Raw genomic sequence first — 14,104 nt, forward strand, 5'->3', positions numbered from 1 at the left:
TCCGACTTTAGGAGGCGGCTTCGGCTACAAGTTGCAATGACGCACTTTCTGCCTTTCGCAACGAGCATGCTCCGCCAGGTCCTTCCGGCGCTTTGCACCTCGTCAGGACCGGCTCGCACAAAAAATAAGCCCTCTCGATGTCGGTGCTTGCGCACCTTTACAGATCGAGAAGGCTTTTGATATGTTAAAGCGCTAGACACGCCTATATTCAAGTGATTCGTAGCGAGCGCATCCCGCGGAGCTCACGCACCGCAGGGATCCACTCGTTGCCTGGATAGCAAGCCATCTAGATTTTCGGCGCTGTCGCACCTTTTCAAAATCAAGAAGGCTTGGAGTGGTGCTGCCAGATGGATTGTAGGCTCGTTTTGCTGTATTAGAATTCAAAAAACGTAAAATTTTGGTGTTATTTGTGAATATCGATATCTTTTAAATCCTGGATAATTACTTCTGCAATTTCTTTTGCAAGTAATGGAGGAACAGCATTACCAACCTGCTTCATTTGAGAAGATTTGTTTCCAAAGAAAATGAAATCATCAGGAAAAGATTGAATTCTTGCTGCTTCTCGAACAGTTATAGCTCTATCTAAGAATGGGTGGGTAAACCTTCCAGAAGAAGGGGTATCAAATCTAGTTGTGATAGTAACTGACGGGCTATCTTCTAACATTCTTGACCATGTACCGCTATAAATAGATTTTGTAAGATGTTCTTCGGGTAACATTTCTCTACCTTTTCCTGGAGGAATCAATTTTAATCGTTCTAAAGCGATTTGCGAATGTTTTGTAGCTACATGGTTATAAAGTACACTAGAATTTTTTCGCATTAATTTTTGATAATCAGACTGAGGCGATACTTTATAACTTTGTTCTAGTTTACCTTCCCCTGAGTTTAAAAAAGCTAAATCAGAAATGGCATCTTTAACTGTTATATTTTTTTTGTTTTTTTTTGGCAATTCTAATGCCCCATTCAGCTTTCCTAAGATAAATGCTCTTCTTCTATTTTGAGGGACTCCAAAATCAGCAGCATTTAATACATTAGAATCTAACGTATAACCTAATTCTTCAAATAGATTATATATTTCATGCTTAAAAGCTTGGTTGCCTGCAGATAAAATATTTGGAACATTTTCCATTAGAAAATAAGATGGTTTTACAAAAGCAACCACCTTATAGAAATAATTGAAAAGAAAGTTGCGCTCATCATCAAAAAGTTTACGTGCTCCTTTTTGAGAAAAACCTTGGCAAGGAGGGCCACCAACTATTACATCTGTTTGAGACTTATAGGTCTCAAAAATAGTTTCTATATTTAATTTTGTAATATCTTCATTTATCATTCTAATATTAGGATGATTTTTTTTGTAAGATTCTGAGATATCTTTGTCAATTTCATTAGCTAACAATACATTAAAACCTGCTTGCTGAAATCCCAATGAAATGCCACCGACACCTGAAAATAAATCAATAATATTTGGCATTATTTTCCCTCACTAATATTTAAATCTAAAAAGTTCAATTGTGTTGCTGATTGATTAATACGGTTTTTTGCACCTTCGAAGTATTGAGGGTTTATTTCACAACCTATGAATTTTCTACCCATTTTTTTAGTAACTACACCGCTAGTTCCACTTCCCATAAAAGGATCTAATACAGTATCGTTAGGATTAGTAAGTAGCGATACAAAATGTTCGAATAATTTTTCGGGCTTTTGGGTTGGGTGTGCAATATATTGTTTTTCAGATTTTGTAGAACCAGATGTTTCTATAAAATCATGAAAGGCTTTTCCGTTATTATTAAAAGTCCCTGTACGTGCTTCATTAATAAAATATAACCATGCTTCAGTAGAATTTATGAAATGTAGATTCATGTTACGTGGCATAGGATTTGTTTTATGCCAAATACCGGTAGTTTTATAATAGAATTTATGCTTTGAAGCAATTGAAATAATAGATTCCACTTTAATTATAGACATAAACATAATTAAAGAGCCGCGTTTTTTTAAAACGCGGTTTGCTTCTTTAAAAAAGTCATCAATTTGCTTTTTCCATTCATCAAATTCTAAATCGTCCCAACCAGCGTCGCCAAAGAAGTTATCACGCATTTTTTTTAAGTTGGTTTGGCGGTCCCTCATAAAATTTCCTAAGTTATATGGGGGATCTGTTAATATTAAATCAACGCTATCAGATTCTAAATCTTTTAAAACTTCTAAACAATTTGTATTAAATAATAAAATTTCATTAGTCATTTCATTCCACCTAAATTAATTAATAAGTGATTCCACATAGAAGTGAAACCTTTGTTGATTTAATATTTTAGTTAAATCAATACTTTTTATTTCAAGAATAGTTTGATTTGGATTATTGATAAAATTATATTCTCCAGCAATTTTATCATTATTTAATGATTTAGGATAGAATAATACAACTCTTGAGACAGAATCAAAAGTTGTATTATAAACAGACATTTGATAAGCATCGCTTTCTTTTATGAAATTTTTAGTATTTTTCCATTTAGTATCAACAATTGTAATATTGCCACTACCTTTGATAATTATATCTGGAATGAGGCGAATCATGTTCTTATTATTTGATTTTTTCTCTAATAAATATTGTTTATTATATTGAAAGTTAATAGTTTTTTGAGATTTAGATAAAGCTATATATATTACCTTTTCAAATAATTTATTCATGTCGAACAAAAAGAAACTTATATTTTGGTTGCCTGTACTAAGATTTAAAAAATTATTTTCTAAAAACATTTTACACATGTCAATTATCCTTTTATATCGATTATTCAATTTAGTCCATTTAATAGAATTTATATCATGAATTGAAATGTTTTTAGACTCAATTTCTATAAAATAAGCTTGTATTTGTTTAATAGATGAAATGTTTTTAGGCGATTTCACTAAATTCTGTAATAAATTCAATGTGGTTCTAATTGTTTGATTTATTACATTGTTAGTTGAAAGTGAAGAGTAAGTACAATAGAATTTATGCTTATCAACAAAATTTTTATTGATGTGGTCATTAAAATTTATTCTGCCTTTAACTTTTGTTAGATTTTTATTAATCTTTTTATAAGATTGAATTAAACCTTTTCTAAGTTCATTTTGTAATTCTTGCAAAAATATCCCTACAATAGCATCGATAAAGTTTTTTGAATTATTTTTTAATGAGCTGTTAACATTCTGTTTTGAAGTATGTCCAAAGGAATAATTTATCATATTAACAAGAATTTCCTTGGATAATAATTCATCATAAGTTGAATTTATCTTAGGAAGTATTTCAATAGTTAAATTCGATAATTTAATAACGCCAACCCATTGCTGCGGACTTATAAAATTTCTCCCCCATTTAAATATGTTCTTTTGTAGAGAGTATTCTAAATTTTTTAATTCTTCAGCGGTATGCCTATCTATCTTCTTTTCACTAATAGATATACTCTTTCCAATATGAACATGTTCATGTTCCATTATTCTTAGAATCATACTTATAAATCCATATTAGAATAGATTTTTTGATACGAATTTACATTTAACATACTGTTTATTCTATATGATTTAGAAGTGCTTAAATCTATGTTTTCAATGTAACTAAACAATTCTTCAGGGTCATTTTCATGATGAATGTAAATAGCATTAGAATGAAGATTCCCCCCCGAATCAAGATCGTTAAATATTAACTGTATTTTCTCGTAATCTTCATAAAAATATTCTTCTAATAACGGGACGATTTTTTCAGAAAAAACTCTATTTAAATCTTCAATAGAATTAATATTTGTAAAGAAAGCATGCCCTATATGATAATCAGAACTAAGAAGAAAACTAATTCTGCGGTTCATTGTTGATAACATATTAACCAAATCAATGTCGAAGAAGTTATAAACATCTAACCCCTTGCATTCAAAATGAGTTTTTAGAACTGATAAATCTGATTCCCTTTTTATAAAATTAAAACGTCTTCGAAGTGCTACATCTATAAGTGCAATACTTTTATCACTAGAATTCATTGTTCCTATAATATCGATGTTTTGGGGTACACTGAATTCTTTTTTCGAGTAAGGAAGTTCGACCTTAAGCATATTAGGAGAATTCTCACGCTTATCTATTTCTATTAAAGTTATTAATTCTCCAAAAATTTCCGAAATATTCCCTCGATTAATTTCATCTATAAAAATAGCATAATTATTTCCGTAATCTTCTTTGGCTTCTTTACAAATTGATTTAAATATGCCATCTTTTAACTCATAAGATAAATTAGAGTTATTTCGGTTTATAGATGGATCAGGTGAATTTATGTAATCTTCATTATTAAGCAAAATGGGTTTAATACCTTCTACAAAATCTTCATATGAAAATGAAGGATGAAAGGTTACGAATTTAAAACGATTTTTAAGAGAATTATTTAAATTTAAATCTTTAAAGAAATTTTTATAGGATTTTATAAGCTCATTTATATCAACGTACCACTTATTATTAGTTTCAATGAAAATTTTTGGGTATTCTTTTATAGGGAAATCTTTATCTATTTTAACTGAATGATTGGATAAAATTAAAGAAGCATTAGGTAATGTTCCTTTAACTGCAGTGGGGAATTTTAAATTATCCATTTTATCTTGAATTATATTTATAGATAAAGGTATATTATTGTTTTGTAGAATGAGTAGAGAAACTATAACCCAAGGATTTCCGTTAATGTTAAAAGCGTTTTCTATTTGAGTATTTGAAATATCATAGGAAGTATACTTTTCTTTTAATTTTTGTAGAAAATAGGTTTTACCAGTACCTGGTGGGCCATAGTAGATTGTATTTTGAGTCAATATGAACACCTCGTTTTAAATTTATAATAATTTAATCTTTTTAAGTCCAGTTAAAATTTCTGAATCGTTGATTATTTCATAGTCGTCGGTTATATTTATTGTTGCTTTAGCAAATTTTGCTGGAGATATATATCCAATTTCTGTAAGGAATGGTATGTGTTTTATGCGTATTTGATTTTTTCTAGGTTTTCCGCCTTGTTTTCTTTCTCTTGAATAATTAATGTTATAGTCTATTCCTAAAGACTCAAATAATTGACGTAAAAGCTCTCCAACATCTTCTCCTTCAAAATCTAAAGAAATAAATTTTGCGGTTTTATCGTATGCAGATCTACCATCAAATACACCACATAAAAATGCTTTCTTAATTTCTATAGGAGAATTTAAAATAGGTATTTTAATATCTGAAATAAATTTACTAAATTCATAATTTGGTTCAGTTTGTGAAATTGCGCCAATAATACCTTGTTTTCCGGCGTTGAATTTTTGAATTTTTATATCCCGTTGTTTATAGAAATCAACTACATTAAATTGTGTATCCATACCTATTTTTTGTGTTATTTCCCTAATTAAATTTAGATGTGATTCAATTTCGTTTATAGTTGCTTGTTTTGGATTATGCCTAATACTTGCTTGCCAGTAAGTAGTGTTATTATATTGATTGAAGAATTTTTCATTGTTCACAAGTAAACCTAATATGTATCCTGCTGGTTGATTTATTAATGTTGTTCCAATATCTAGTCCAATTGTTAAAGGTTGTAATTCCATAAAATCCCTCCTACCTATACTTATTATAAAATAAAACAATTATTTTAAAAGTATAATATCAATTATTTTGATTATTTGCATATAAGTTAAAATAAAGTATTTTTTGAAATCTAAGTAATTTAAACTTATTATGAATATAGTATTTAAATATTCTAAAACAGAAACGGTGAAACCATGCCACAACTCAAACTTTATTACATAGACTTTCCAGAGCAACAAATGCAGTACGATGTCGGCACCATCCAGATAAATAATGACAACTTAACTTTTCAAAATGCCGAAATTTGTCGAATTTTAAATGCCGAATCTTACGACATTGCCGACTATAGCGATGAAATTTCCATTTTAGTTGATGATGCGGGTTTTTATAAATCTGGGCTACCAATTTGGAAAATCAATACGCCAGACGGTCACACACTAGAGCTTATCGGCAAGCTACTTTTCGTGCGCAATATTGAAACAGAATACAGTACTGATTTTACAGACATTCGCGCAGAAGATGTTTTTAACTTTCGAATTGGAATGGAGATTGAATTGTTGGGGATGAAGAAATGATTGATTGGTATAACGTAAAAACGACCGAGCACCAGTGCTCGGTCGTTTTTCTTACTTCAAGCTCAAAGAAATTTGAGCCATATCATGTGTTTCTGCTGCCTCAATCTCTTTAATGGTTAAGGCCATTTTTTCAATCATTTGTGTCACAAGCGCATTGCCCATACAGAAATAGCGCATACGCTTGCTCATTGTGGCAGTCCAGTTATCGTGGAAGCCATTTAATCGTTCACATTCAATTGGCGTTAAGAAGCGCTTGCGCCCGTTTACTTCGATCACATGTGTACTACGATTCGTCGTACCTTCACTTGTCAGCATCGTACGGCCAGGGAGCTCTAATAGGTCCGTTGGGGACATACCACCCTCTGAGAAAATATATTTATGGCCATCTTTTGACGTCCGTTCAATTTTCTTTGGACCACGTAAATACGCGAATTTCTCAATTTGTGCTTCGTTTAAATAATAGGCTTCATCGACTTCCGCTTCATCTTGTAAAATGTCGCCAAGTGGAATCGCTCGTGGATTTAATGCTTCTGGATGCACCGTATGCACATGACCATCAATCATAATACCGGCTTGGTGATATTCAAATGAAAATTCATCGGAGATTTCAAGAATATCTTGTGGCAGCTCGACTTTTTCGTCGCGACCTTTATAGACTTCATCCTTCACCGGGAATGTCTTCGCAAAAAAGCCATCTTTTAATAGAAGTTCACCTGTCGAATGTTGTAATTGACGCTCTGCATACGCTAATGATTTGTCATAAGCAAAAATAAAAATACGACGGCGACGTTGTGCGGCCCCATATTCTGCTGCGTTAATAATTCGCCATTCGACAATATAGCCAAGATCGCGGAATGTAGCTAGCATGATAGAAAAATCACGCCCGCGTTGTTTAGAAGGGGATTTTAAGAGACGATCGACATTTTCAAGCAACACATATTTGGGATGTGATACTTCAATAATTCGTTTAATCTCCCAGAAAAGGACGCCTTTTTTTCCTTCAATTCCCTTCTCTTTTGAAAGAGAACGTGCGACCGAGTAATCTTGACACGGGAAACCCCCCACAAGTAAATCAATATTCATTTCTTCAAATGTTTTATTTGAAACTTTCGCAATATCATCGTTGCAGTTTTCGCTCGATGGAAAGTGTGTGTTGTAGCAATCAAATGCATCCTGTGCTTTTTTAGAAGGTTCCCATTGGTTCGCCCAAACAGTATCAAATAGCTTTTTATCTGCTTTTTCCAACCCAACACGGAAACCACCTACGCCAGCAAAAAGCTCGACTACATTGAGTGTATTGTTCATTGGTTGACCTTCTTTCTTTTGGTGTTCTCATTATATCGTAAAAAGGTGCTGGGATCAACAATAATCTGCTCACGTTATAAAATGAAAAATAGCGAAATCTAACAAAGAGTTCACTAGATGTGATAAATTATATAAAAGGGCGTGCTCGAACACGCCCTTTCACAGAAATATGCAAGATTTCCAGATCTAGCATATTAGACTATATTTAATTATAGAAAATTTTCTTGAAAGCCTTAATCAATTTGATTAGGGTTTTTTCATTTTTAACATTATAACCAAAAAAATATTTTTTCCCGTTTGTACTTTCCCAACTTACAGAATAAGTAATATTAAAGAGAAAATTAAACAGGAAAAATAAAATCATATAATCTAACAACGTCATATAATAGTATCACCACCTTTCAATGAAGGAGAGTCTTTTTAGTATAAACTATGTTTTAGATTTGATCAATGTTAATTGTTGTATCGGTAAGTTCTGTTGATAATATCATATAATAATCAAAATTATATCAATTATTTCTACAATGTATGTGTTCTCAGTTTGAATCATAAATATAAAAAAGTCTACACTTTAGAAATTGATTTAAATAAAATCAATTTCTTTTAATAAATTAACCATCGTAGATCCTTTAATCCACACATATTGAGAATACATATGTATGCCATTTAATACAAAGTTCTTATGAGTAGAATCTGTACCACTACCTCTTACAAAAACATCATATTCCGCAGACTTAGGGAAATTTAAAGATACCTTTATAGTATTCGTTTTTTTATTAATCTGTGGTGTCCCATCTTTTTTATAGACGATACTTTCAATTAATAAATCTTTCATGACAAGATTACGAACATCTTCCCATAGCTTTTTAATTGTACTATTTATAAAGGATTCATCAAAAGCTAATCGTTTAAAGCCAATGAATTTATTATCGAGTAATTTATCTCCGTCCGTTGACTCTTGGAAAATGATACATAGAAATTGATGTTCTGCAAAATAATTATAAACAAACGATTGCTCAAATGTCATAGGTAACAATTGTCCCGCGTCTGAATCATACTCAGTGCGGGTCCATTCTTCAAAATCAATTTGGAAGAGCTTCATGTCTTCGGTACGCGACCCAGTAGATGTTGTCACAATAGTCTTAGGAATAATACCGGCCTTACTGAATAAGTCAATCTTACTCAGTTTCTTTGCTTTACCGCCAAGCATTTTAACAATAATTTGCTCGGTCACGCCTTTTCCAACATCACCATTTTTATTTAGGGGCGCATTAATATGTAGCATTTCAATTAACTCTCGTACTGTATGTCCCTTATATAAATTCGTTAGCCGATGAAGCTCATTATCTAGCTCTTTGAATGATGAATAAGTTTCGTCTAACTCTTCTAATTTTTGGCCAAAATGCTTTTCAACTATAGTTCCGACCGTAGATTGTTTTAGACGGAAACGAGGCGCATTAGGATATTTAGGTGCTGTATCAATAAGCATCAACTGTTTACGAAGTTCAGACGAAATACGCGGATATTCATTACATGGATCCTCGTAATTAGCTTGTATATCTCGAATGAAATCGCGCACAATCGTCCAGTCATTTTTTAGAATTTCTTTATCCTCATCTGAAAATTGGTGGAATTGATAGCCTTCAATTATAAAATTTGCATACTCTGCAGCAGGAACAGCTTTAGGTGCTGAGTAATTGTAATACACAAGCAGCAAATTTTCTAACTTGTGCCAGAAACGAGAATTCTCAAAATCCTCTTCTGATACAATTTTTTTTATAGAAACCGCAGTAATAGACATTGGTTCCTTTGCTTTGTACTCTTTTTTCGTCTTTCCTTTTGGAATTTTTACACGAATACCTGTTGTTTTTAATTCTGTAGGAACACCATCAACAATCAAGTCTGGCTCACTATCTGAATCAGCTGGATAACCCAATATAGATTGTTCTACAACATCCCCAGCAATTCCCGTAATCTTTGGTTTACCAATCGTTTTGGCAAAAACGTTATTCACGTCTGCTTCTCCAAGCGTTTTCCCGGTTGCTTCACTCAAAATCATATTCAATTCATTAAATGTAAATGGATGTTTTGCCATCATACACAGCTCCCTTAATACTCTTATATCAATAATATATCATGTTAAACTTAACGTAAAAGTAATATTATGGATATATGAAGAGAAAATGAAAATTGGAGAGGAATAAATATGCCATTATATCAATACGCAGCAAATCAATTATTAAACGTAGTTAATAATCAACATGGTAATGATTTTTTTAATTTTTTGAACTATGATGGTTTTGTTTTTGAATATAGAAGAAATTACACAGGATTAATGGCTCAAGTGCAAGAGAAATATATAAACAGCACTAGAGATAAACAGGGATATTTTGATATACGTGGTACTTTTAATGGAAACACTTTTACTCATGTAGATGTTTTACAAGCATTACATGACGCAGGATGTACCCAAGATCAATGTTATGCGATTTGGAGAGGTTGGAATCCACAAAATATAAATGTGGTAAATTATAGACAGAGTATCGCTTTGCTAGCTTTAGCTATGCTATTTTTCGAACAAGAAATCAATTTTGGTAGAGAAGTTTTTCAACAATATTCACATTTTAATAGAACTAGAGATTATTTTATGGGATATGTATTGGCTTTGTTTGATCCAAACCGCAACTTTTTAAATGAAATAGGTAATTATATAAGTTATAACGGACAATTGAAATTTCCTACATATCAAAATGGGATAAAAAACTATTGTGACTTGTTAGCTAATGATGTACAAGCTGTAGCATTAATGAACAATAACTATGCACAAATTGAAGATTTCCGCAGATTAGCTAATCTTGCACCTATTAATCGGCATTTGTATGCGTTGAGAGGTTATTAATGAGCGAAATTTTTAACGATTCAGTGTTATCAATTTCTGCAGGAAAGACACAGGATATTATTAATCAATTTCAAGTTCATTCACATCCAGATACGAGAAATTATCGTTATAGAGATACAGATTATATAACATTCAGACAGTCTGGCGGAGGTGCGATGAATACAGTTTATACGATTTCTAAATTAATTTTGCTGCATATGAATGATTGGGAAAATCAATTAGTACATACTTCAAATTTAAAAGAAATTGAAAAAACTCGTATTAAAGGATACATTGTAAATCGTTATCCAGGTATGGGCTTTGAAAAAGATTTAGTTTATAAATTTTATTTATTAGATATGTATTGCCCATTACCTAATAAACCTCATCCACTAAAAAATAATGCAGGTGGTTGGATTTATAGTTTAGAGGATTTATTACAAGGTGGAATTGTAGAGACGATTAATAAATAGTTTATAAAATCATACTTTAAGGACACCTAATTTTAGGTGTCTTTTTTCGTATCTAAAAGCTATTAAATAATTTTATAAACGTTTAAAATTGATAATATATATTTACAAACGTTTTTAAAGGAGAAATGACTATGACCACAAAAACATTCGGATATATTCGTGTTTCAACTACGGACCAAAACACAGCACGCCAGGAAGCAAAAATGAAAGCGCTCGGTATTGATGAGCGAGATATTTACATCGATCATGCGAGTGGCAAGGATTTTAACCGCCCGCAGTATCAAAATATGAAAAGCCGCCTCCGCGCAGGGGATCTCGTTTATGTCGATGCACTTGATCGCCTCGGCCGCAACTATGAAGCCATCATTTCTGAGTGGAAGGAAATCACGCGCAAAATCAATGCTGATATTGTTGTACTTGAAAACGCGACACTTTTTGATAGTCGGAAATTTAAAGCGATGAACAGCGAGGACAGCCAGCTGGGGTCATTAATGGAGGACCAATTCCTATCGCTACTTTCATATGTCGCCGATCAAGAGCGTAAAAAGATTTTAAAGCGTCAGAAGGAAGGTATTGCAGCTGCACGTAAAGCTGGGAAGCATTTGGGCCGTCCTGCGATAAATTTGGAGACGTTATCAAAAGAACAGCGCGAGATTTTGGAGACTAATTTTGAAAAATGGCGGGCGAAAGAGATTAAGGGCGTGGAGTTTATGGAAATGCTTGGGTTGAAGAAGAATACGTTTTATAAGGTGATAAAGGAATACGTCAAATAATTTTCTTTTATTCTTTTTTTGAAGAAAAAAAGTCACTTCAATATTAGGGATATGTTAAAATTTTAGTTGTAGTCATTCAGCTACGCATTCTTCATGGGAGGAGGTGCAAGGTAATGGCGAAAAAAAGAAAAAAGTCACCGCAAAATCGCGATGACTCTAGCTTCATTTCAGGAAGTTTTGAAGTGAAAATAACAAAAGAATTACTTACCGGTGTTCTATTAGTCTTTTTCATTTTCATTTTTTCCTTTGTGAAATGATGTTCAGCTAAGTGTTATTGAATTGCCGTTCAATAACACTTAGCTTTTTTTCATATAATATCACTTCATATGATTTTATATGATTTAATATCATTTTATATGATTTTATATGATTTATGATAACATTTTCTAATTTTAATTTTAACTATTTTCTAATTTTATTTTAAATTACCATCCCAACGCCACTTTCCGACTCAGCGCTCGCCCCACCGCATACTGCACCGCTGCAGCATCTATACACGCATGTGGCGTCATATCTTCTTTTGAAATTACCAAGCTCCGGCCCTTTTCCTTTAACTGGCCAACTTGAGTTTCTTCTATATAAAAGTCTGTGAAGAAATAGAAGGCATCGCAGTACGGTAGATATTCGGGCCACTTATGATCGCGGTTATAATCTTCATTGCTTGCTTTGACCTCAATAATAATAATTTTGTCGGCGTTATAACCAATGACATCCGCACGATGCATATTTGGCAGTGTGACTTCTGGTGCCGCGATGTAACCGTTGTTGTAGAGCCATTTGAGCGCCAGATTTTGCATTTCGCGGTGTCGTAAAATTTCGCGTTTCGACATTAAGTTGGTCGCTTCGTTTGCTTCTTGAAATGACTGCAAACTCGCTGAACGTGCTTCTTTCAGCTGTTGTTCTGCGTGTTTCATTTCTAATTTTAATTTTTTAATTTGTTGCTCATGCTCTTTTTGTATGGATTCTATGCTATCAAATTCTTCAGTAAATGAGCGGACGTGCGCATAATCCTCAGAGCTTGTAGTACCGTATGGATTACGTTGATACTCGCGGTCCTCGTCCCACTCGATATAATAACCACGTTTCAACCTTTTAGCCATCTGATTGGCGAATGCGTCAAAATCGTTAATCACCCATACATAGTCGATCAACTCAATGATGCCTTTAGTTGCCAAAGCACGCCTGAAACCACTATCTAACCGCCGGCGTAGCGCAAACTGCTCACCATACGGACCTACATAATGAAGTAATTTCTCTTGGACCGCTTCCGGATAATCATCTAAACCTTTCAGCTGCGCTTTTAATTTTTTGCGCACTTTGGCTAATTTAGTTTCAAGCATTGTATTAATCTCTTGTTGTTTTTCAATTTTTATTAAGTATGACTCATAATATTGCTTAAATTCGGCGATGCGTTGCTGCTTTGCTTTAGCTAGCCGACCTAATTGCTCCAAATCTTCGCGCCGCATGTCGGGTGTCGCAACCATTAACACCTCTCCAAAACTATCTGGATCGTCTTTTAACAATGGTAGTAGCACCAGCGCCTTTGTGCCAAGAATAGCTAGTTGTTGCGCGGCCTCGTCATTTAATGAAAGGCGCGTTTTTTGAAGGCCGTTATACAACCGCTTTAGCTTTTTAACCTGATTTAAGGTTACCTCAAAATCTGTCGCAATATCAGCAAGCGCTCTACCTTTTTCAAACTGGTCAAATATTTGAGTACTCATGTTATCAAGACCATTTAGCATACGCAAAGCCCTCCCGTATTTTTAATTATTTTCATTTTAACATAATTTAGAAAAAAGAGTCCGGGGCACTTTTGTAAAATAAAAATAGAAAATGAAAGAAGAAAATTAGACCGCTCCTTTTTTGAAAAAAAGGCGCCCCAAAAAACTACCGCTCGCCACTAGGCAGGTCCAAAAGGGTTTGGACGGGCGTTTAGCGTGGAAGGAATTAGTCGCGTCAATTCTTAAATTCTCACTCCGCTCGCGCTACGTTGCGATTTACATTGACGCTGGGCGTGAATTGACGGACATTTGTGGTGAGAATTGAATAACTGAATAATTTATCGTGTAGATTCGACAAAATTTGAGATTTTTTGGGATTGGCGGAGGATTGGTCCGGGTAGGTGCGCAGCGCCAGGACGAGTCCTCCGCCATTTTGATTAAAAGAAAAAATAAATAGAAATCGCGCACCGTTTTGTATACGAAGATGGCCCGGACAGGCTGCGACAAGGTGCTTGCACCGGCAGATCTGGCGGCGCTGTAATGCTTTGCTAGTATGTGAGCTTGCGCGATTGCTCGCAAGGCGAGTAGCGCATGCGTGATCGAGAAACGCGAGAAAAATAAAATTAGAAATTTTGAGAGAGTAGGCCGCGCTTGGTATGTCGGCAATAGCTTGTTTAGACTGCCAGCTCTTACATGTGAAACCTGAAGGCGAATAAGCGGAGCGTCGCCTGAAGGGCCCCCTCCCCCTGGGAACGTCCCCCAAAATTAAAATCCCGTCCGCTTGAATGGGTGGGGGTGCGCCGTGGGGGGTTGGGGGAGT

At 33.8% G+C, this 14,104-nt stretch carries 13 protein-coding genes; 4 read left to right on the top strand and 9 right to left on the bottom strand.

The features are described 5' to 3' along the window. Positions 1-403: 403 nt before the first annotated feature. From V514_RS0117655 to V514_RS0117675, 5 genes are read right to left on the bottom strand one after another with little or no spacing between them, the layout of a single operon-like run. Entirely contained in the window at positions 404-1,471 is a 1,068-nt protein-coding gene (locus tag V514_RS0117655; RefSeq protein WP_029501247.1) for a DNA cytosine methyltransferase, read from the bottom strand. Next, positions 1,471-2,238, bottom strand: a complete 768-nt coding sequence (locus tag V514_RS19420; protein WP_029501119.1) for a DNA-methyltransferase — start codon at positions 2,236-2,238, stop codon at positions 1,471-1,473. The genes V514_RS0117655 and V514_RS19420 overlap by 1 nt, the downstream gene beginning before the upstream one ends. A 15-nt stretch (positions 2,239-2,253) precedes the next feature. Next, positions 2,254-3,468, bottom strand: a complete 1,215-nt coding sequence (locus tag V514_RS0117665; protein ID WP_161630219.1) for an McrC family protein — start codon at positions 3,466-3,468, stop codon at positions 2,254-2,256. Positions 3,469-3,485: 17 nt separating this feature from the next. Continuing rightward, positions 3,486-4,814, bottom strand: a complete 1,329-nt coding sequence (locus V514_RS19855) for an McrB family protein (RefSeq protein ID WP_029501121.1) — start codon at positions 4,812-4,814, stop codon at positions 3,486-3,488. Positions 4,815-4,835: 21 nt separating this feature from the next. After that, positions 4,836-5,579, bottom strand: a complete 744-nt coding sequence (locus V514_RS0117675; protein ID WP_029501122.1) for a hypothetical protein — start codon at positions 5,577-5,579, stop codon at positions 4,836-4,838. A 174-nt stretch (positions 5,580-5,753) separates the two neighbouring features. Between V514_RS0117675 and V514_RS0117680 the strand changes: the two genes are divergently transcribed. Beyond that, entirely contained in the window at positions 5,754-6,134 is a 381-nt protein-coding gene (locus V514_RS0117680; RefSeq protein ID WP_029501123.1) for a VOC family protein, read from the top strand. Positions 6,135-6,185: 51 nt separating this feature from the next. Here the strand turns inward: V514_RS0117680 and dcm are convergent, their stop codons facing one another. Both dcm and V514_RS0117695 read right to left on the bottom strand, forming a co-directional pair. After that, the gene (gene dcm / locus V514_RS0117685) at positions 6,186-7,439 is read right to left on the bottom strand and encodes a DNA (cytosine-5-)-methyltransferase (protein ID WP_029501124.1); all 1,254 of its coding nucleotides are present in this window, start codon (positions 7,437-7,439) and stop codon (positions 6,186-6,188) included. A gap of 583 nt (positions 7,440-8,022) precedes the next feature. Then, a complete protein-coding gene (locus V514_RS0117695; RefSeq protein ID WP_235073543.1) occupies positions 8,023-9,537 on the bottom strand; it encodes a MutH/Sau3AI family endonuclease in 1,515 nt (504 codons plus the stop codon). A 108-nt stretch (positions 9,538-9,645) separates the two neighbouring features. Between V514_RS0117695 and V514_RS0117700 the strand changes: the two genes are divergently transcribed. The 3 genes from V514_RS0117700 (at position 9,646) to V514_RS0117710 (ending at position 11,563) form a co-directional block, all read left to right on the top strand. Beyond that, entirely contained in the window at positions 9,646-10,338 is a 693-nt protein-coding gene (locus V514_RS0117700) for a hypothetical protein (RefSeq protein WP_029501126.1), read from the top strand. Continuing rightward, positions 10,338-10,790 carry a hypothetical protein gene (locus tag V514_RS0117705; RefSeq protein WP_029501127.1) on the top strand — a complete coding sequence of 151 codons (453 nt, stop codon included), beginning with the start codon at positions 10,338-10,340 and terminating at the stop codon, positions 10,788-10,790. The genes V514_RS0117700 and V514_RS0117705 overlap by 1 nt, the downstream gene beginning before the upstream one ends. 131 nt (positions 10,791-10,921) lie before the next feature. Beyond that, entirely contained in the window at positions 10,922-11,563 is a 642-nt protein-coding gene (locus tag V514_RS0117710) for a recombinase family protein (RefSeq protein WP_029501128.1), read from the top strand. A gap of 425 nt (positions 11,564-11,988) precedes the next feature. Here the strand turns inward: V514_RS0117710 and V514_RS20565 are convergent, their stop codons facing one another. Both V514_RS20565 and V514_RS20710 read right to left on the bottom strand, forming a co-directional pair. Continuing rightward, the gene (locus V514_RS20565; protein ID WP_200864049.1) at positions 11,989-13,284 is read right to left on the bottom strand and encodes an MmcB family DNA repair protein; all 1,296 of its coding nucleotides are present in this window, start codon (positions 13,282-13,284) and stop codon (positions 11,989-11,991) included. 250 nt (positions 13,285-13,534) lie between these two features. Further along, positions 13,535-14,104: hypothetical protein (locus V514_RS20710; RefSeq protein WP_235073550.1), on the bottom strand; the 570-nt coding region annotated here is incomplete at its 5' end.

Origin of the sequence: Kurthia huakuii LAM0618 (assembly GCF_000505545.1) — a bacterium.
Taxonomy (GTDB): Bacteria; Bacillota; Bacilli; order Bacillales_A; family Planococcaceae; genus Kurthia; species Kurthia huakuii.

Bases quoted from the DNA above. Each gene is read 5' to 3' on its own strand.
- dcm (WP_029501124.1), bottom strand. From the start codon at position 7,439: ATGAACAATACACTCAATGTAGTCGAGCTTTTTGCTGGCGTAGGTGGT.
- V514_RS0117705 (WP_029501127.1), top strand. From the start codon at position 10,338: ATGAGCGAAATTTTTAACGATTCAGTGTTATCAATTTCTGCAGGAAAG.
- V514_RS0117665 (WP_161630219.1), bottom strand. From the start codon at position 3,468: ATGGAACATGAACATGTTCATATTGGAAAGAGTATATCTATTAGTGAA.
- V514_RS0117675 (WP_029501122.1), bottom strand. From the start codon at position 5,579: ATGGAATTACAACCTTTAACAATTGGACTAGATATTGGAACAACATTA.
- V514_RS0117680 (WP_029501123.1), top strand. From the start codon at position 5,754: ATGCCACAACTCAAACTTTATTACATAGACTTTCCAGAGCAACAAATG.
- V514_RS0117655 (WP_029501247.1), bottom strand. From the start codon at position 1,471: ATGCCAAATATTATTGATTTATTTTCAGGTGTCGGTGGCATTTCATTG.
- V514_RS0117710 (WP_029501128.1), top strand. From the start codon at position 10,922: ATGACCACAAAAACATTCGGATATATTCGTGTTTCAACTACGGACCAA.
- V514_RS20565 (WP_200864049.1), bottom strand. From the start codon at position 13,284: ATGAGTACTCAAATATTTGACCAGTTTGAAAAAGGTAGAGCGCTTGCT.
- V514_RS0117695 (WP_235073543.1), bottom strand. From the start codon at position 9,537: ATGATGGCAAAACATCCATTTACATTTAATGAATTGAATATGATTTTG.
- V514_RS0117700 (WP_029501126.1), top strand. From the start codon at position 9,646: ATGCCATTATATCAATACGCAGCAAATCAATTATTAAACGTAGTTAAT.
- V514_RS19420 (WP_029501119.1), bottom strand. From the start codon at position 2,238: ATGACTAATGAAATTTTATTATTTAATACAAATTGTTTAGAAGTTTTA.